At 41.0% G+C, this 17,517-nt stretch carries 22 protein-coding genes; 7 read left to right on the top strand and 15 right to left on the bottom strand.

What is annotated here, in order from left to right:
- Nucleotides 1-104 precede the first annotated feature (104 nt).
- Complete coding sequence (locus B0X70_RS01925) at nucleotides 105-2,030, top strand: ABC transporter ATP-binding protein (protein WP_036813518.1); 1,926 nt, start codon at nucleotides 105-107, stop codon at nucleotides 2,028-2,030.
- A gap of 207 nt (nucleotides 2,031-2,237) precedes the next feature.
- Here B0X70_RS01925 and B0X70_RS01920 read toward each other — a convergent pair whose 3' ends face one another.
- The 9 genes from B0X70_RS01920 to B0X70_RS01885 form a co-directional block, all read right to left on the bottom strand.
- Entirely contained in the window at nucleotides 2,238-3,128 is an 891-nt protein-coding gene (locus tag B0X70_RS01920; protein ID WP_105395786.1) for a LysR family transcriptional regulator, read from the bottom strand.
- A gap of 540 nt (nucleotides 3,129-3,668) precedes the next feature.
- On the bottom strand, nucleotides 3,669-4,070 hold the full coding sequence (locus B0X70_RS01915; RefSeq protein ID WP_217470758.1) for a DUF1240 domain-containing protein: 402 nt from the start codon (nucleotides 4,068-4,070) through the stop codon (nucleotides 3,669-3,671).
- A 47-nt stretch (nucleotides 4,071-4,117) separates the two neighbouring features.
- Nucleotides 4,118-4,378 (bottom strand): DUF1240 domain-containing protein, encoded by a 261-nt coding sequence (locus B0X70_RS25720; protein WP_336246318.1) that lies wholly within the window; start codon nucleotides 4,376-4,378, stop codon nucleotides 4,118-4,120.
- Between the two features lie 157 nt (nucleotides 4,379-4,535).
- Nucleotides 4,536-4,829 carry a DUF1240 domain-containing protein gene (locus tag B0X70_RS01905; RefSeq protein WP_336246307.1) on the bottom strand — a complete coding sequence of 98 codons (294 nt, stop codon included), beginning with the start codon at nucleotides 4,827-4,829 and terminating at the stop codon, nucleotides 4,536-4,538.
- Between the two features lie 143 nt (nucleotides 4,830-4,972).
- On the bottom strand, nucleotides 4,973-5,170 hold the full coding sequence (locus B0X70_RS25715) for a DUF1240 domain-containing protein (RefSeq protein WP_336246306.1): 198 nt from the start codon (nucleotides 5,168-5,170) through the stop codon (nucleotides 4,973-4,975).
- The gene (locus B0X70_RS25710; protein ID WP_336246305.1) at nucleotides 5,167-5,373 is read right to left on the bottom strand and encodes a hypothetical protein; all 207 of its coding nucleotides are present in this window, start codon (nucleotides 5,371-5,373) and stop codon (nucleotides 5,167-5,169) included. Before B0X70_RS25710 ends, B0X70_RS25715 begins: the two co-directional genes overlap by 4 nt.
- A 47-nt stretch (nucleotides 5,374-5,420) precedes the next feature.
- A complete protein-coding gene (locus B0X70_RS01895) occupies nucleotides 5,421-5,822 on the bottom strand; it encodes a DUF1240 domain-containing protein (protein ID WP_113026440.1) in 402 nt (133 codons plus the stop codon).
- Nucleotides 5,812-6,681: a hypothetical protein gene (locus B0X70_RS01890; RefSeq protein WP_246593416.1), complete on the bottom strand. Its 870-nt coding sequence runs from the start codon at nucleotides 6,679-6,681 to the stop codon at nucleotides 5,812-5,814. Before B0X70_RS01890 ends, B0X70_RS01895 begins: the two co-directional genes overlap by 11 nt.
- 80 nt (nucleotides 6,682-6,761) lie before the next feature.
- A complete protein-coding gene (locus tag B0X70_RS01885; protein ID WP_036780271.1) occupies nucleotides 6,762-6,974 on the bottom strand; it encodes a hypothetical protein in 213 nt (70 codons plus the stop codon).
- Between the two features lie 343 nt (nucleotides 6,975-7,317).
- On the opposite strand from B0X70_RS01885, the gene B0X70_RS01880 reads away from it, so the two are divergent.
- The 3 genes from B0X70_RS01880 (at nucleotide 7,318) to murP (ending at nucleotide 10,469) form a co-directional block, all read left to right on the top strand.
- The gene (locus B0X70_RS01880; protein WP_217470757.1) at nucleotides 7,318-7,797 is read left to right on the top strand and encodes an Hcp family type VI secretion system effector; all 480 of its coding nucleotides are present in this window, start codon (nucleotides 7,318-7,320) and stop codon (nucleotides 7,795-7,797) included.
- A 285-nt stretch (nucleotides 7,798-8,082) separates the two neighbouring features.
- Nucleotides 8,083-8,988 carry an N-acetylmuramic acid 6-phosphate etherase gene (gene murQ / locus B0X70_RS01875; protein WP_217470756.1) on the top strand — a complete coding sequence of 302 codons (906 nt, stop codon included), beginning with the start codon at nucleotides 8,083-8,085 and terminating at the stop codon, nucleotides 8,986-8,988.
- Nucleotides 8,989-9,017: 29 nt separating this feature from the next.
- On the top strand, nucleotides 9,018-10,469 hold the full coding sequence (murP, locus tag B0X70_RS01870) for a PTS N-acetylmuramic acid transporter subunit IIBC (RefSeq protein WP_217470755.1): 1,452 nt from the start codon (nucleotides 9,018-9,020) through the stop codon (nucleotides 10,467-10,469).
- Between the two features lie 29 nt (nucleotides 10,470-10,498).
- Here the strand turns inward: murP and tauD are convergent, their stop codons facing one another.
- The 5 genes from tauD to B0X70_RS01845 form a co-directional block, all read right to left on the bottom strand.
- Entirely contained in the window at nucleotides 10,499-11,368 is an 870-nt protein-coding gene (tauD, locus tag B0X70_RS01865) for a taurine dioxygenase (protein ID WP_217470754.1), read from the bottom strand.
- Nucleotides 11,361-12,209, bottom strand: coding sequence for a taurine ABC transporter permease TauC (gene tauC / locus B0X70_RS01860; RefSeq protein WP_217470753.1), 849 nt, complete (start codon nucleotides 12,207-12,209; stop codon nucleotides 11,361-11,363). The genes tauD and tauC overlap by 8 nt, the downstream gene beginning before the upstream one ends.
- Nucleotides 12,206-12,973 (bottom strand): taurine ABC transporter ATP-binding subunit, encoded by a 768-nt coding sequence (gene tauB / locus B0X70_RS01855; RefSeq protein WP_217470752.1) that lies wholly within the window; start codon nucleotides 12,971-12,973, stop codon nucleotides 12,206-12,208. Before tauB ends, tauC begins: the two co-directional genes overlap by 4 nt.
- The gene (gene tauA / locus B0X70_RS01850) at nucleotides 12,960-13,979 is read right to left on the bottom strand and encodes a taurine ABC transporter substrate-binding protein (protein ID WP_391528390.1); all 1,020 of its coding nucleotides are present in this window, start codon (nucleotides 13,977-13,979) and stop codon (nucleotides 12,960-12,962) included. Before tauA ends, tauB begins: the two co-directional genes overlap by 14 nt.
- A gap of 124 nt (nucleotides 13,980-14,103) precedes the next feature.
- A complete protein-coding gene (locus tag B0X70_RS01845) occupies nucleotides 14,104-14,712 on the bottom strand; it encodes a LysE family translocator (RefSeq protein ID WP_217470751.1) in 609 nt (202 codons plus the stop codon).
- Nucleotides 14,713-14,816: 104 nt separating this feature from the next.
- Here B0X70_RS01845 and B0X70_RS01840 point away from each other — a divergent pair, with 104 nt between their 5' ends.
- Genes B0X70_RS01840 through B0X70_RS01830 form a run of 3 tightly spaced genes read left to right on the top strand, consistent with a single transcriptional unit; the run spans nucleotide 14,817 to nucleotide 16,900 of the window.
- Nucleotides 14,817-15,797, top strand: a complete 981-nt coding sequence (locus B0X70_RS01840; RefSeq protein ID WP_105398707.1) for a hydrolase — start codon at nucleotides 14,817-14,819, stop codon at nucleotides 15,795-15,797.
- Complete coding sequence (locus tag B0X70_RS01835; RefSeq protein WP_036813476.1) at nucleotides 15,794-16,012, top strand: YheU family protein; 219 nt, start codon at nucleotides 15,794-15,796, stop codon at nucleotides 16,010-16,012. The genes B0X70_RS01840 and B0X70_RS01835 overlap by 4 nt, the downstream gene beginning before the upstream one ends.
- 18 nt (nucleotides 16,013-16,030) lie before the next feature.
- Nucleotides 16,031-16,900, top strand: coding sequence for a phosphoribulokinase (locus B0X70_RS01830; protein WP_036813473.1), 870 nt, complete (start codon nucleotides 16,031-16,033; stop codon nucleotides 16,898-16,900).
- Between the two features lie 125 nt (nucleotides 16,901-17,025).
- Here the strand turns inward: B0X70_RS01830 and B0X70_RS01825 are convergent, their stop codons facing one another.
- Nucleotides 17,026-17,433, bottom strand: a complete 408-nt coding sequence (locus B0X70_RS01825; RefSeq protein ID WP_036813470.1) for an OsmC family protein — start codon at nucleotides 17,431-17,433, stop codon at nucleotides 17,026-17,028.
- Between the last annotated feature and the right edge of the window lie 84 nt (nucleotides 17,434-17,517).

The raw sequence follows: 17,517 nt of genomic DNA, 5'->3' as shown, positions 1-17,517 counted from the left end.
CGTGTCAGGACACGTATTTTCCGTTAACATGCATACAAAGTTATAAAATAAGACGCTTATTATCTGTTACTGCTAATTTAACATATTTTATACAAACGATACTTATGATTGTTTTCTCTTCATTACAAATTCGTCGCGGAACCCGTGTCTTGCTGGATAATGCCGGCGCCACTATTAATCCCGGACAGAAAGTGGGTCTGGTAGGGAAAAATGGCTGTGGCAAATCTACCCTACTTGCATTATTAAAAAATGAACTTCAGGCTGAGGCAGGAACATTCACTTTTCCCAGTAACTGGGCGCTGTCTTGGGTGAATCAAGAAACGCCCGCCCTAGAAATACCTGCTCTGGAGTATGTTATTGATGGTGATCGTGAATTCCGCCAACTGGAACAACAACTGCGGATAGCCAATGAAAAAAACGACGGCAATCTGATTGCTCACCTGCATAGTCAACTGGACACAGTTCAAGCCTGGACAATCCGTTCAAGAGCATCAAGTTTGTTGCACGGCTTAGGTTTCTCTCAGGAGCAACTTGATCAACCGGTACGTGCCTTTTCCGGTGGATGGCGTATGCGCCTCAATCTAGCTCAAGCACTACTCTGCCGTTCTGATTTGCTGTTGCTTGATGAACCAACTAACCATCTTGATCTGGATGCAGTTATCTGGTTGGAAAAATGGCTGAAAAGCTACCCCGGAACATTAATCCTTATCTCCCATGATCGGGATTTTCTCGACCCTATTGCCGATAAGATCCTCCATATAGAGCAACAATCTCTATTTGAGTACAGCGGCAACTACTCATCTTTCGAACGCCAACGCGCGACCAAGCTAGCGCAACAACAGGCCCTTTATAAAAGTCAGCAAGAGAAAGTCGCCCATCTGCAAAGTTATATTGACCGCTTCCGAGCCAAGGCCAGCAAAGCCAAACAGGCTCAGAGCCGTATCAAGATGTTAGAACGGATGGAGTTGATCGCCCCTGCCCACGTTGATAACCCATTTCATTTCAGTTTCCGTAAACCGGAGAGTCTGCCCAACCCACTCCTGAAAATGGAAAAAGTCAGCGCAGGCTATGGTGAACGGACTGTTTTAAACTCCATCAAACTGAATCTAGTTCCCGGCTCTCGCATTGGTCTGCTTGGCCGTAATGGCGCGGGTAAATCCACGTTGATTAAACTGTTAGCTGGAGAACTGCAATCTCAGAGTGGAACCGTAGAATTAGCTAAAGGGATCAAACTGGGGTATTTCGCCCAGCATCAACTGGAATATTTGCGTGCTGATGAATCACCATTACAGCATTTAGTCCGCATTGCGCCACAGGAAACAGAACAACAACTCAGAGATTATCTGGGAGGCTTTGGTTTCAAAGGCGATCAAGTGACTGACCCAAGTGGACGTTTCTCCGGGGGAGAAAAAGCGCGTTTGGTTTTGGCATTAATGGTCTGGCAACGCCCTAACCTTCTGTTACTTGATGAACCAACAAACCATCTCGACTTGGATATGCGTCAAGCACTGACAGAAGCTTTGATCGACTTTGACGGTGCATTGGTTGTAGTTTCCCATGACCGACATCTATTACGTTCAACAACAGATGAATTGTATTTGGTTCACGATGGCCAGGTAGAATCGTTCAATGGCGATTTAGAAGATTATCAACAATGGCTGACAGATCAACAACGTCAACAAAATCAGCAACTACGTGAAAACAACGACAAGGAAAAAGAGTCATCCAGCCAAAGCGCTCAGGAAAGAAAAGATCAAAAACGGCGTCAAGCTGACTTCCGTAACCAAACGCAACCATTGCGCAAACAGCTTGCTGATCTGGAAAAACAGATGGAGAAACTGGGTAACGAGCTAGTTGCACTAGAAAACCAACTTTCAGACAGCGCTATCTATGATAACAGCCGTAAAACCGAATTGACTGAATATCTGCAAAAGCAGAATCAGACCAAATCAAAATTGGAAGAAATTGAATTATCATGGATGGAAATTCAGGAACAACTTGAAAAAATGACGCAAGAGTTTGAAGGATAAATGATTTCATAAATTATCATTCAATAAAAATAGAGCGGAGAAAATAATCCGCTTTATTTTTCGATAATAGTCATATTATTTCATTTAAAACAGCAATAGATAAATCCAACCATAATACCCCATATATATTTCATCTTTATCCACAATAATATCACCACACAATTTCAATATAATCATCCCTATATAAATAACAGCTATCTTTCTGATTCACATATTATCGATTAATGAAGAGAATAATTCCGCTTCACTTACCAACTCATAATCGATAACAGGACTCCATAAGATACCAAAGTCAATCTCCATATCAGTTTTCAACACCTCTAATGAATCCAGATATTGTGATGGAATTGAGCGAATAACTTTTTCCGGCACTAAAGAAAAACCATTGCGTTTAATGATCAACTCAATCATGACCATAATATCATTAGTTCTTAACATTAAATTCATACTATTATTATAAATAGAAAATGTACTAATACCATCGGTAAAATCAAACGACATATCACCCTCATTAGTATCAATAAAGTGATATAATGACATTATTTCCTTATTTAACTCAGCAAAATTCTGATTCCAATCACTGCCTTTTTTAAAAAGATAAACAAGTTTTTCAGTAAAAACCTTCCTTGGCATAAGTGATGAAGTTAACGGTAGAGGAACAATGGCGATATGTAATAGACCTGAGTTTAATAGATTCATTTGCTGCTCAAATGTCAGCCCCGTCATTAGCACAAGCACAACCTTTTCCTTACTACCTAGAAAAAGCCGCTCTTCCATTTTCCCGGAATCATAAATAGGAAAACAAGAGCTAACATAGAGGTAATGTGGCGAATCATATTGCAAATCATGACTAACCTGAGTCTGAAACTGCTCAAAATGACCTAATAACTTCTGAGCACTCTCAAAGGTCTTTTGCCCAAAATCAGTCAATCTAGTACCATTCGGCCCTCTGGAAAACAAAGAAGCCCCAAATTCTTCTTCCAGCGCATTAATTTTCTTAGTCAACCCAGGTTGTGAAATATGTAGTATTTGAGAAGCCTGATGATAATTAAGTGTTTCAGCCAACACGATAAAAGCTTTGAGATTACGTATATCCATATCTCCACCATTCGAGTTTATCTTTCAAACTTTGCTTGCGTTATTATTTCAACAATAGACTAAATGACTTAGACTTAACTGAAATTAATTAAATAGAGATTAAACAACAATTATAAGATGATCAATTAATTTATTATAAAAATGTTGATAAAAATTTATTTGTACCATAATTCCTTTCTACTCCTTGAGGTAAATGACTAAATAATCCATCTAAATTAAACGCTTTAAAATATAATGAATTTTACGCTTTTTAGGTGTTTTACCTATAGCAATCCCTATACATCCTGTGACATACATTCGCTACTACACAAGGTAGATAAATATATCCAGTGAATATCATTATGAAAACATCGCTATTGGCCTTAATTTTTAAATAACATAACCAAAGTCAGCGATAATATAGAGGTATTTATTATCTATAAATGATGATATATCATAAAATACGCCATTATAGATAAATCACTATTTGATTCTTATTTTTTCGATAAATAATAATCAAATCACATCGTATAAAAATACTCCTATATAACCAGACTAATATTAATCACACAGTTTAATATCTTTTACATAGGTATTAGGCGACTTCCAAGAGATTCTTGGACATACTAAATAGCCATCACTTTTTAACTTATAATGAACATACAAAGATGTAGGAAAACTTAAAAAAAGTGAAATAATGGCTATCGTTCCAAAGTACTTATTAAAACTATCATGATACTTAGGATAGCGACCAGTTATACTGACAAAAATAATAAAGAAGAAAGAATAAAAAAGCAGAGGAGAAAAAAATAATATAATAATAACACTACTTGAGAATGTTATTTTCTCATCCATTTTGACTAAAGAAACTAAATTTTCCCCTGCCAAAAAGACAGCGAATAACGTCAAAATAAAAATAGCAAGAGTACCGATAATACGTATAATCTTTTTTTTATTTTCCATACTGCCCCCGATTATGAAGAAATTGATTGAAGTCAAATACAACAATATCAATCACATAGCTTCATATCTTTCACATAAGTATTAGGCGACGTCCAGGAAATTCTTGGACATACCAAATAGTTATCACTTTTCAGTTTATAGTCCACATAGAAGGAGACGGGAAAGCTCAAAAAAACTGAAACAATCGCTATCACAAATAAATATTTTGCACAGGTGTCATAGTGTTTTGGATAACACTTTGCGAAAGAAAGATAAACAGCCGAAACCACAAAATAAACAATAAAAGGGAATGAAAAAAAGAATATCATAACATTACCTGAAAATGTTATTTTTTCATCCATTAAAATCAACGAAAGCAAATATTCACTTACTATATACATAGAAAACGACATCAAAGACAATATGAAAATCGCGCAAATAATGTGTATTATTTTTCTTTTACTATCCACAACCATATCACTCATATCAATCACATAACTTCATATCTTTCACATAAGTATTCGGCGCCGTCAAAGAGATTCTTGGACATACTAAATAGCCATCACTTTTTAACTTATAATGCACATACAAAGATGTAGGAAAACTTAAAAAAAGTGAAATAATGGCTATCGATCCAAAATATTTATTAAAACTATCATGATGCTTAGGATAGCGACCAGTTATACTGACAAAAATAATAAATAATAGAGAATAAAGAATCAAAGGAGAAAAAAAGAATATAATAATAACACGACTTGAGAATATTATTTTCTCATCCATTTTAACTAAAGAGACTAAATCTTCCCCTGTCAAAAAAAAAGTGAATGACGTTAGAATGAGAAAAAAAAGAGCGCAAATGATATATATAGCCTTTTTTTATTTCCCATAACTCCCCCAGTTACTAAAAATCAAACACAAAAATATCAATCACATAACTTCATATCTTTCACATAGGTATTAGGCGACATCCAAGAAATTCTTGGACATACCAAATAGCCATCACTTTTTAATTTATAATGCACATAGAAAGATATGGGAAAACTTAAAAAAAGTGCAACAATAGCTATCGAAAAAAAACATTTAACAAATTTATCATTATGCTTTGGATAATGATCAGTCACAGTAAAAAAATAATAAGAAATGTAGTATAAGAAATCAAAGGAAAAGAAAAAAATATTATAAAAACATTACTTGAGAATGTTATTTTCTCATCCATCTCAACTAAAGAAATTAGATTCCCCCCTGTTAAAAAGAGTCCTAATGATGCTAAAATAAAAAGAGCAAGAGCACCGAGGATCTGTATAGTCTTTTTTTTATTTACCATAAGTCCCCCAGTTATTAAGGAATTGATTGAAGTCAAATACAACAATATCAATCACATAGCTTCATATCTTTCACATAGGTATTAGGCGACATCCAAGAGATTCTTGGACATACCAAATAGTCATCACTTTTTAACTTATAATGCACATACAAAGATGTAGGGAAGCCTAAAAAAAATGAAATAATAGCTATCGTCCCAAAACAGTTAACAAAACCATCATGATGCTTTGGATAACGGCCAGTTATATTAACAAAAATAATAAAAAAAACATAATAAAAAACCAAGGGAGAAGAAAAAAATATCATAAAAACACTGCCTGAAAATATTATTTTTTCATCCATTTTAATTAAAGAATTTAAATTTTCACCTGTCAAAAAAGAAGTGAATGACGTTAGAATGAGAAAAAAAAGAGCGCAGATGATATGTATAGCCTTTTTTTTATTTCCCATAACTCCCCCAGTTATTAAGAAATTGATTGAAATTAGCTTCTGGAATTCTTGGTTTCCTCTCCATTTCTTTTCTAATTAAATTAATAACAGTTTCGCTAATTTTAAATCTTTTATCTATAATATCAAGTGCATATGTCATACCAAAACCTACAATAAATACAACAAAAGCCACACCAACTACACTGGCACCAGCAATAGATGTAGCTATCATTATAGACCCAAAAGTCCAAGCAACACAGGCTATTATTACTGTCTTAGCCAGATCTACCGCAATATTACCTAGAAAATCAGCCAGTGTGTATTCATCCTTAAACATAAGCTCAATCGTTCGATAAGCCGCGGAAAAGAATATACTAAACTTCATTCCTTTAACTATGCCGCTATTTAGTCCTTGCTGCCCAATCCCCATAGATATCACCTTCATATTAGAAGCTTTGTATCTTGAAGCAGTGATGATCTTTCTAACTCCCGCATAACCTGATATTTTAATATATCTGTTTCCATCTTTACCCACATACTCTGTGGCTTTAATTCCTAATGTTTTAAACTCACCTATAACATTAAAGAGATCAAAAGAATCATGTATGTTACCTGCATAAGGTGATATGGGATCGGTAATCTCAAATATCTTCTTTATAAATGGACTTTTTGTCTTCGGAGAATCAAGCTCCTCCAGAACATCTTTCGCTTCATCTAACGATAGCAGCGCAATATAGGTTGTATTCTCTCTTAACTGCTTTTCAAGACCAATGGCATCAAAGAATTCATGCTGAGGTTTTAATTGGTTAACCCCAACCTGACCTCTCAGGAAATCCCCCATATAGCCCTCTGGCGAGGGGTTGTATTTTTTATATGTCATTGTGAAACCCTTTTAATATTCTTACTGCCTATCCCAATAAGACTATTGGGATAGGCACTTTAAAATCAAAAATCATCACATCAGTGCTTAACCGCCGGAGCTTCCATTTCCAATTTGAGTGAAAGGACGCGGCCATCTGAAGTCTTCATATCAATCGCACTGGCTTGAGTTGACAATAATAGCTGAAAACACTGCATCATCATCATTGCCAGTTTTTCCTCTGGGATTAACGGACTATTCATTAATACGTCGGTAAGCTGTTGTAATAACTGTTGTCTATCTCTATCGTTCATACGGCTAATCCCATTAACAATTAAAGGTTCAAATACCGCACTATATTACATAAGAAATAGGCCATGTCGACCATATAATAGCAAAAAATTAAACAACCGTAGAATACCAACAGTTAAGTTCCTGTATAGCAATACAAAAACAACAGCTGATGTTTAAGCGTGAAAGTAATAAATACATCATCAAGCAAACAAGTTTTTTCTTATATCACTAATTCTATCCTTTAAGAAAAAAACCAACATTGAACTCTTAATTTCTTTATATTTTAGTGGTAAGGTCGTACCTTGACAGCCTAAACATATCGTTCTAGGTAACTTAAATAAAGAATTTGCATGGTAATCGCTTATGTCACATATAATCTATTTATCGTTAAATGGTAAGAATCAAGGTTTAATTTCTGCCGGTTGTTCAACGCTAGACTCGATAGGGAACCGATATCAAAATGGGCACGAAGATCAAATACAAATATTGAGTTTAAAGCACTCGATAGCTCGCCAACAACATGTCGATCATCACCCTATACAATTTCTCAAGCCAATAGATAAATCATCCCCGCTGTTAGCCTCCGCAATATCGTCAAACGAGCTAATCAATGCGATTTTCTTCTTTTACAGAACAAATCTGGCTGGGCAATTAGAACTTTTCTATGAGGTCAAATTAACAGAAGCGAGTATTACTGATATTGCTTGCGTTTACCCGCACTCAATAAATGATCATGAAATGATGCCGTACGAAAAAGTCTTTCTCAAATATAGATCCATATCCTGGAGTCACATAACCGCCGGCACATCTGCCTATAGCATATGGGATGATAGAATTTATTGAAAATAAACCGAGTTAAGCGTATACAAATATATATGCTTAACTCTGCTTACTCACACATTAATTATTTTAATAATTGTAGCGACAACACCGCCTTCGTTTCTTTTTTCCAATAAATCCAACTCTATTCTGATAACTCAAGTTCAACCAAAAAATACAACGTTTTTAACTTCGAGCGGTATAACGCCCGGTAAAAATTTCAAACAATTAACACCGTGATAATAATCACACTTTAAGAATAAATGATTTTTTATTATCAATTACAGAATGCTCCCTTAGGAAAATAATATGAAAATCAATCTCAACAGTATGGTCACTGAAAGCCGCAATCCCGCCAGTGCCAATATTGATACTTTGCCGACCCTTGAAATGCTAAAACTGATTAACGATGAAGATAAAAAGGTCGCACTGGCTGTAGAGCAAACTTTGCCGAAAATCGCTGAAACGGTAGATAAAATTGCCGAAGCTTTCCATCAGGGAGGCCGTTTAATTTATATCGGTGCCGGGACATCGGGCCGATTAGGGATTTTGGATGCCAGTGAGTGTCCGCCTACTTATGGCGCCAAACCGGAACAAGTGGTTGGATTAATTGCCGGCGGGCATCAGGCCATCCTAAGCGCCGTTGAAAATGCAGAAGATAACCAACAACTGGGCGTAAATGATCTTCAAGCGCTAAACTTTAATGCAAAAGATGTACTGGTTGGCATTGCCGCCAGCGGCCGTACACCTTATGTCTTGGGTGCAATGGCGTATGCGAAATCCGTCGGCGCCACCGTCGCCTGCATTAGCTGTAACCCGGAAAGCCCGATGACACAAGCAGCCGATATCGCCATTACACCGATAGTTGGGCCGGAAATTGTCACAGGTTCGTCACGTATGAAAGCCGGTACCGCGCAAAAGTTAATTCTGAATATGTTGACCACCGGCGCCATGATTCGTATAGGCAAAGTTTATAGCAACCTGATGGTGGACGTAGAAGCGACGAATGCCAAGCTGGTTGAAAGGCAGAAAAATATCGTTATGGCCGCCACAGAATGCAATCGTGAACAAGCAGAGCAGGCATTAACGGAATGTGATGGGCATTGTAAAACCGCCATTGTGATGATTCTGGCTGGAGTCAGCGCTCAACAAGCAAAGTCTTTACTGGAAAAACATCACGGTTTTATTCGACCGACGATCTCAGCCGTTCGGTAACGATTTCCCTGCTGAGAAGGAGTAATAAGATGGCTAAAATTAATCAGACAGTCATTGCCCAGATTCTTAAAGCTATCGGCAATGCGGATAATGTGGCGCAATGCGGTAACTGTATGACCCGTCTGCGATTGACATTGCATGATAATACTCTGGTGGATAAAGCCGCGTTAAAACAGATCCCCAATGTGTTAGGTATTATTGAAAGCGATGATCAGTTTCAGATTGTGCTTGGGCCGGGAAAAGCTCAAGCAGGGGCTGAAATAATGAATGAATTGCTAAATTCTTCTACTCCTACAACACAATCGAAACCAAGCGACACTGATTTAACCAATATTGCTTCTGCGAATAAAAAGCAACTTAAAGAGAAACAGGTAAGTGCGGTACACAAATTTCTGACCAAGTTCGCTACCATTTTTACCCCACTGATCCCCGGTTTTATTGCCGTTGGCTTGCTTCTCGGCTTTGCCACTTTACTCGAACAGATAGCTATTCAAGGCGTTAAACATCCTAATACTGTTTTGGTTGAAATCATCGGCTATATGAAAGTTTTCAGTAAAGGCATGTTCAGCTTTCTGAGTATTCTGATCGGTTATAACGCGCAAAAAGCATTTGGCGGTTCGGGAATAAATGGCGCCATTATCGCTTCGCTGTTTGTACTCAGTTATAACCCAAACGCCACCAGCGGTTTTTATTCCGGTATTTCCACTTTCTTTGGTTATGGCATCGATCCACGCGGCAATATTATCGGCGTTCTTATCGCCGCTATTCTGGGAGCATGGGTAGAACGGCAGGTTCGTAAGATTATTCCAGACAATCTGGATATGATCCTTACCTCGGCTATTACGCTGCTAATCGTGGGAGCAATCACCTTTATTATTATCATGCCATTGGGGAGTTATCTGTTTAGCGGCATGTCATGGCTATTCCTTCACCTTAACGGTAATCCTTTTGGTACGGCGATATTGGCCGGGCTATTTTTACTCGCGGTTATGTTTGGTGTTCACCAAGGGTTTGTTCCGGTCTATTTCGCACTAATGGACGCACAAGGCTTTAATTCTCTGTTCCCAATCCTGGCAATGGCGGGCGGCGGACAGGTTGGTGCGGCGCTGGCGCTGTACATCAAGGCGAAAAAAGATTCTCTGCTACGCACACAGATAAAGGGCGCCATTATTCCAGGCTTTCTCGGCATCGGCGAACCCTTGATTTATGGCGTCACACTCCCGCGGATTAAACCTTTTATCACCGCCTGTTTGGGTGGCGCCGCCGGTGGTTTCTTTATCGGTTTGGTAGCTTATTTAGGATTACCTGTCGGGCTGAATACGGTTTTTGGTCCATCGGGATTGGTTGCACTGCCGTTAATGACTTCCAATAGCGGTATTTTTGTCGGAATGGCCGTGTACGCCGCTGGACTAGCAGTTGCTTATATCAGCGGTTTTGTCATGACTCTGCTATTTGGCAGTAAAAATGTCGATTTAACCTGATGATAGTGAATGACTCCCTTCATTCGCTATTAACTCACTTTTTCATTGGTTCTATAATAATAACGCGGTTTGTCACCCAGAATCGTTGCTCGGTGCATAATCCTGCGCTGAGGCAGATAATCCGCGTTGGCGTAATGTTGAGTCACCCGGTTATCCCAGATAGCAATGTCATTCTCCTGCCAGCGCCAACGCACCTGAAATTCAGGTTTTGTGACATGGGCAAATAGAAAGTTCAAAATCGCTTCACTCTCCTTATCACTGAGACCAACAATCCGGGTAGTGAAACCTTCATTAACAAACAGCGCTGAACGACCAGAAACGGGATGTGTTCTGACAACCGGATGTAGCAAAGGCGGGTTTTTCTCTTTACCCGTTAGCCAGCGCTGATGTTGCTCTTTAGAACCACGATGCCGATGTTCAGGAAAAGACTTAGTGAAATCATGTTCCGCCTCAAGCCCTATCAGCAATGTTTTGAAAGGCTCTGACAATGCTTCGAACGCCGCGATGCCGCTGCACCACAAGGTATCTCCACCAAACGGCGGAACTTTTTTAGCCGCCAGAATGGCGCCCATCGGTGGTGTTTCAATGAAAGTCACATCCGTATGCCAGTTATCATTATCCGGCGGATTGTTGTCATGAGTATCCAAAACAATAATCTCTTCACTTTCTGGCGTATGAGGATAGACCGGGTGAATATGTAAATCACCAAATTGGCCTGCTAAATCACGTTGCTGTATTGGCGTAATAGGTTGATTACGAAAGAATAATACCTGATGCTTTAACAGCGCGTGATACAGTTGTTCAAACTGAATATCCGTCATCGGCTTAGTGAGATTCGTCTGTTCCACAAGCGCGCCAATATAAGGTCCTAACGGGACGATTTTCAGACGTTCATTCATGATTGTTTACCCCATGCCACGGCATTAAGTGACGTTGAATAGCCCGCAATCCCAACTCCAAGCCACATGCAATTAACGCAATTACAATGATTCCCGCCACCACCATGTCAGTTGCCAGAAACTCACCCGCCGATTGCACCATAAAGCCTAACCCTTGTGTGGCGGCAATCAGTTCCGCGGCCACTAAAGTCGACCAGCCAACACCAAGCCCGATACGCAGACCGGTCAACAGCTCCGGCAAAGCATTAGGAAGAATAACGTGTTTCAGTAGTTGCCAGCGACTAGCGCCCAACGCCTGTGCCGCCCTTATTCGCACTTGCTCAACATTTTGTACCCCCACCACGGTAGATAACGTCACCGGCGCAAAAATGGCTAGCCAGATCAGTAAAATCTTTGAGGTTTCTCCGATCCCAAACCAGATGACAATCAAAGGTAAATACGCCAACGGAGGAACCGGTCGGTACAGCTCAATCAAAGGGTCCATCACCGCTCGGATTTTTTCATTCAGCCCCATTGCTATTCCTACCGGAATAGCAATAGCTACCGCGGCTAATAAAGCCAGTAACATTCGGCTCAAACTGGCTGCCAAATGTTGCCACAACGTCGCCCCCATAAACCCTTGTTCACTGGCTGCGGTTATGAGTTGATGTACCACCTGACCCGGCGCCGGCAATAATACGGATTCAATCCAGCCGAATGTTGTCACTAGCCACCAGATAAATAATAAAGTAACAACGGTAACTAATCGCCATAGCACCCCGACAGGAATTGGTTTAAAACGTCTTTTACTATTTTTCAGCAGAGCCACCACACCGGCTTCCTGTTCCTGATAAAGAGTCATACCAAAGCCCTCCGGTATCTGAACACGCGTTCCAACACATATTCACGGCAGATAATAAAATTGGGATCAGATTTAATGCTGCGGCTACATTCTCCATTTGCAAATCGTCGGCCAAAGTCGAGGGTAATCCGTTCAACAATTCTTCCCGGTGAAGATCCCATTAAATAGAGATCAGTTGCCATAAATATGGCTTCTTCAATATCGTGAGTAATCAACAGACACTGTTTTTTACTGTCACGCCAAATAGTCAGCAACAGTTCCTGCATCTGTTCTCTGGTATAAGCATCAAGCGCTGCAAACGGCTCATCCAGCAGTAATAGTTGAGGTTCAACCGCCAATGCACGCGCAATACCCACCCGCTGTCGCTGGCCGCCAGACAGTTGCCAAATATATTTATCTTCATAATCACTCAAACCAACTTGATGAATGATCTGCCGAGCGGTCTCCAATCTCTGTTTTTTAGGCACACCGGCAAATTTCAGCCCCAAAGCCACGTTATCCAGTACCTTCAGCCACGGCATCAATCCTTCATGTTGAAACACCACACCACGCTCTACACCGGGGCCAGTTACCGGTTTACCATTCAGCCAAATATCACCGGAGAAAGGGGTGAGAAAACCCGCGATCAGATTTAACAAGGTTGTTTTGCCACAACCAGATGGCCCTAGGATCACCACAAATTGCCCGGCTGTCATATCAAAACTGATATCACGAAGAACTTCTTGGTCCTGATATCTGGCGGTTAAACCACTAATTTGTAGCATCGTTCCCTCCAGCCATTTTCGATGGAATGATCGCCTTGATAAATTTATCCGTCACATAATCCTGATAATTATCAGCAACCTGTGAAACTTTACCCTGTTGTTGCAGAAATCTAGCCGTATCACGAATCACTTTCGCCATTTCTGACTTTAATAAATTCAATTGCTGATCAGCATTCAGATAACGATTGGTGAGTATCCATTGACTGATTTTGTCTTCCGACAAGCCACTCAATCTCGATACCGCAGCAATATTCTTGTTATTTGCCAGCCATGTTTCAGGAGAAGTCAGATAGCGCTGATTTTCATCCAGTACACTTTTCACGAATATGGTGACCAATTCAGGATGTTGTTCCGCGAAATCATTACGGACAACCCATACGTCCAGCGTTGGCGCTCCCCATTGGGCAATTTGCGCTGCATCGGTCAGCACGCGGCCCGTTGCAGCTAATTCATTCACGGCCGGTAACCAGACAAAAGCGCCATCAATATCACCGCGCTTCCATGCGGCAACAATCGCCGGTGGTTGTAGGTTAATAATCTGGATCAGCTTTGGATCTATCTGCCAGTGATGCAATGCGGCTAACAGGCTGTAGTGGGCGGTGGAAATGAAAGGAACAGCAATTCGCTTGCCGATAAGCTGAGAAGGTTCAGTGATTTTTTGATTAACAATCAGCGCTTCCGATTGCCCTAACTGGGAAGCAATGAGAAAAATTTTCACCGGCAGTTTTTGGCTGGCAGCAACCGCTAACGGGCTGGAACCCATATTGCCTATCTGCACATCACCAGAAGCTAACGCTCGCAACACAGCGGAACCACTGTCAAATTTTCGCCATTGAACATCAGCACCCGATTGCCGGGCAAAATCGCCGTTATACTGAGCAACTTTTGCCGGCTCTGGTGAAGTTTGATAAGCAATCGTGACTTGCTGACTGTTCGCCTGAACAGCGGGAGCCAATAGCAAGAGCGCCAGAAAAAAAAGATAAACCACAAGAGCGGATCTACCCACTTAAACACCTCCAATGTCATAATTAAAGACGAGGTACATCAGAATAAGTATTGTAGATATTTGCCAAAGTAAAAAAGAATAAAATAGTATTTTCTATAACTAAAAACGCAATTAACTGTCTGAATTATCCAATCCAAATCAGTGGCACACAAGTTGCCGTTAATACTCCCATCATGATATTGAAAATAAACCAAGCATTGCGACTACGGAGTAACGTCCCTATCAATGAACCAAAACCCGCCCACACCATGCCGCCCAAGAAATTAATAAACATCACCGCGATACTGATCACGATGATGGAATAGAGGTAGTGATCACCGGCAATACTGTAGCTGCCAACCGCACCCACCCCCATCAGCCAGGCTTTCGGATTTAAAAACTGCAACAACCAACCTTGATACCACCGAACCGGCTTGATAACAGCGCTGTCTTTGGTATCCAGACGCCGGTAACTGGCCGTTGTTGTTTTCCATGCTAACCACAGCAAATAGAGGCTACCTGCTATTTTCATCACCGTGTGAATAGCAGGATAGACCAACAGCAATGCCGCTATTCCGAAAGCAGCCAGATATAAAATCGTCTGCATGCCCAGAACAACGCCAAAGAGCAACCCCAAAGAGCGGGTAAAACCGAAGTTAGCGCCCGATGAAGTCAGCAACATGTTGTTTGGACCCGGGGTAATGACAGAAATAAACAAGAAAGTCGTTAATGAAAAAATCAGGCTTGCTGTCATGAAGAGTTACCTTTCATCCTGAATATTGGCGTTTCCCTTTCACAGAAAATATCAGTATGTTATTCACCATACAAGATAACTAATCAATTTAACTCGAAACCATTATGACTGATATCTTTCGTCCTCTAACCGGAGCCAGTAATCCGCATGTGCAGACACTACTCCCGCGTCTGGTGCGGCGGTATCCTGAACTGCAACCATATTGGCAACGACTTAATTTACCGGATAACGATTTTGTTGATCTGGCGTGGAGTGAAGATCCCGCCAGCGCAACACATAAGCCACGGCTGATCCTGTTTCATGGTCTGGAAGGCAGTTTCCACAGCCCCTATGCCCACGGTTTGCTTCATATCTGCCGGGAAAAAGGCTGGCTTGGCGTTGTCATGCATTTCCGCGGATGCAGTGGTGAACCAAACCGCCAAAAGCGTCTCTATCATTCCGGCGAAACAAGCGATGCCCGTTATTTTCTGAACTGGTTAAAACAGACTTACGGTGATGCACCCACCTCAGCCGTAGGTTATTCAGTCGGCGGTAATATGTTGGCCTGCTATCTGGCAGAAGAAAAAACAAACGCCCAGATCAATGCTGCCGTCATTGTTTCCGCCCCTTTAATGCTGGCAGCCTGTTCCCTTCGGATAGAAAAAGGATTTTCTCAGGTTTATGAACGCTATTTACTTAATAGCCTGAAACGTAATGCCACCCGTAAATTATTACGCTACCCCGGTTCCCTCCCCATCAATCTGTCTCAGGTAAAAAGATTGAAACATATTCGAGAATTTGATGAAATTGTAACCGCAAGAATCCACGGCTTTAAAAATGCAGCGGACTACTACCGCCAGTGTAGCGCTCTGCCGCGTCTGCCTGATATTACTGTGCCACTGCTGATTATTCATGCTAAAGACGATCCCTTTATGACACCGGAAGTTGTTCCTGATCTCAAAATGTTACCCAAGAATATTGAATACCAAATGACAGAATATGGTGGACATGTGGGCTTTGTCAGTGGTTCGTTGAAGAAACCACAAATGTGGCTGGAACAACGCATCCCAAATTGGCTGTCATCTTATCTGGAGCAACCACAATGATTATTCCGTGGCAACAACTGGAGCCAGAAACTCTGTTAAATTTGATAGAGAGTTTTATCCTGCGGGAAGGCACTGACTATGGCGAAGATGAAAAATCGCTGGAACAGAAAGTCACTGACATACGCCGTCAGTTGGAACAGGGAGATGTTATGCTGGTGTGGTCTGAACTGCATGAGAGCATCAATATTGTGCCAAAAGAAATGTTCCATTCTTAACATTATGGAGTTTACTGTATGTCTGCCAAACATCCGATTATTGCAATTACCGGCTCCAGCGGCGCCGGAACCACCACCACCAGTTTAGCGTTCCGTAAGATTTTCCAGCAACTTAACATCAGTGCGGCACAGATAGAGGGAGATAGTTTCCACCGCTACACTCGCCCTGAAATGGATGCCGCAATCCGTAAAGCCAAAGAACAAGGCAGGCATATCAGTTATTTTGGGCCGGAAGCCAATGATTTTGGCATGCTGGAAAAAACCATGATTGACTACGGTGAAACCGGTGAAGGCCGCCGTCGGAAGTACCTTCATACCTATGACGATGCCGTCCCTTACAACCAGCTCCCCGGTACATTTACGCCGTGGGAATCTTTACCCAAGCAGACAGATGTGCTGTTTTATGAAGGCTTGCACGGCGGCGTTGTCACACCGCAACATAACGTTGCCAGTCATGTTGATCTGCTAGTGGGAGTCGTGCCGATTGTCAACCTTGAATGGATACAGAAACTGATCCGCGATACCGGAGAACGAGGGCACTCGCAGGAAGCTGTGATGGATTCCGTCGTGCGTTCTATGGATGATTATATCAACTACATTACGCCACAATTCTCGCGAACACATATCAACTTTCAACGTGTCCCCACCGTTGATACATCCAATCCATTTTCAGCTAAAGCCATTCCATCATTGGATGAAAGTTTTATCGTCATCCGCTTCCGTGATCTGACTCAAATTGATTTCCCATACTTGTTAGCCATGTTACAAGGCTCATTCGTTTCAAGCATTAATACCATCGTGGTCCCCGGCGGAAAAATGGGATTAGCAATGGAGCTAATTATGACGCCATTGGTACAGCGACTGCTGGAAGGGGGAAAAATTAGTTAATCAGCGCCTGAGATAAATCGAGAAAATCCGGCACTTAAAATTTACATCTTATATTATTCAGTTAAAAAAACAGGTAACTGAGATATTAGTTACCTGTTGTTATTTTCCAACCAAGAAATAATTTTTCAATCTATATCTTTAATTTCAAAACTGTGGGTAATTTCAACCGATTTCCCCAACATCAATGAAACAGAGCAATATTTTTCCGCGGACAACATGACGGCGCGTTCCACCGCTTTATCTGCTAAATCCTTACCCGTAACAATAAAATGCAGATTAATATGAGTAAACAAGCGTGGCGCCTCTTCACGACGGCGGGAAGTTAATTTTACTTCACAATCTCTTATGTCGTACCTGCCTTTCTGCAAAATAGAAACTACATCAATCGTACTGCAACCACCGGCTGCCATTAATACCATTTCCATTGGGCTTGGCGCCTTATCGCCGGCATTACCATCCATCATGACCTGATGACCGGAAGATGACTCCCCCAAAAGAGACAATCCTTCAACCCATTTTACCCGCGCTTGCATAAATACCTCTTAAGTCGTTCTTTGCATCCAAGCCTACTCTTTCAGTATTAAACTGGCAATCTAATGAGCGGTTTATTATGCTGA

Origin of the sequence: Photorhabdus akhurstii, assembly GCF_019090985.1 — a bacterium.
GTDB classification, from domain to species: domain Bacteria; phylum Pseudomonadota; class Gammaproteobacteria; order Enterobacterales; family Enterobacteriaceae; genus Photorhabdus; species Photorhabdus akhurstii.
Note: the sequence above shows the minus strand (reverse complement) of the source record. Positions and strands in the feature narration are given on the sequence as shown.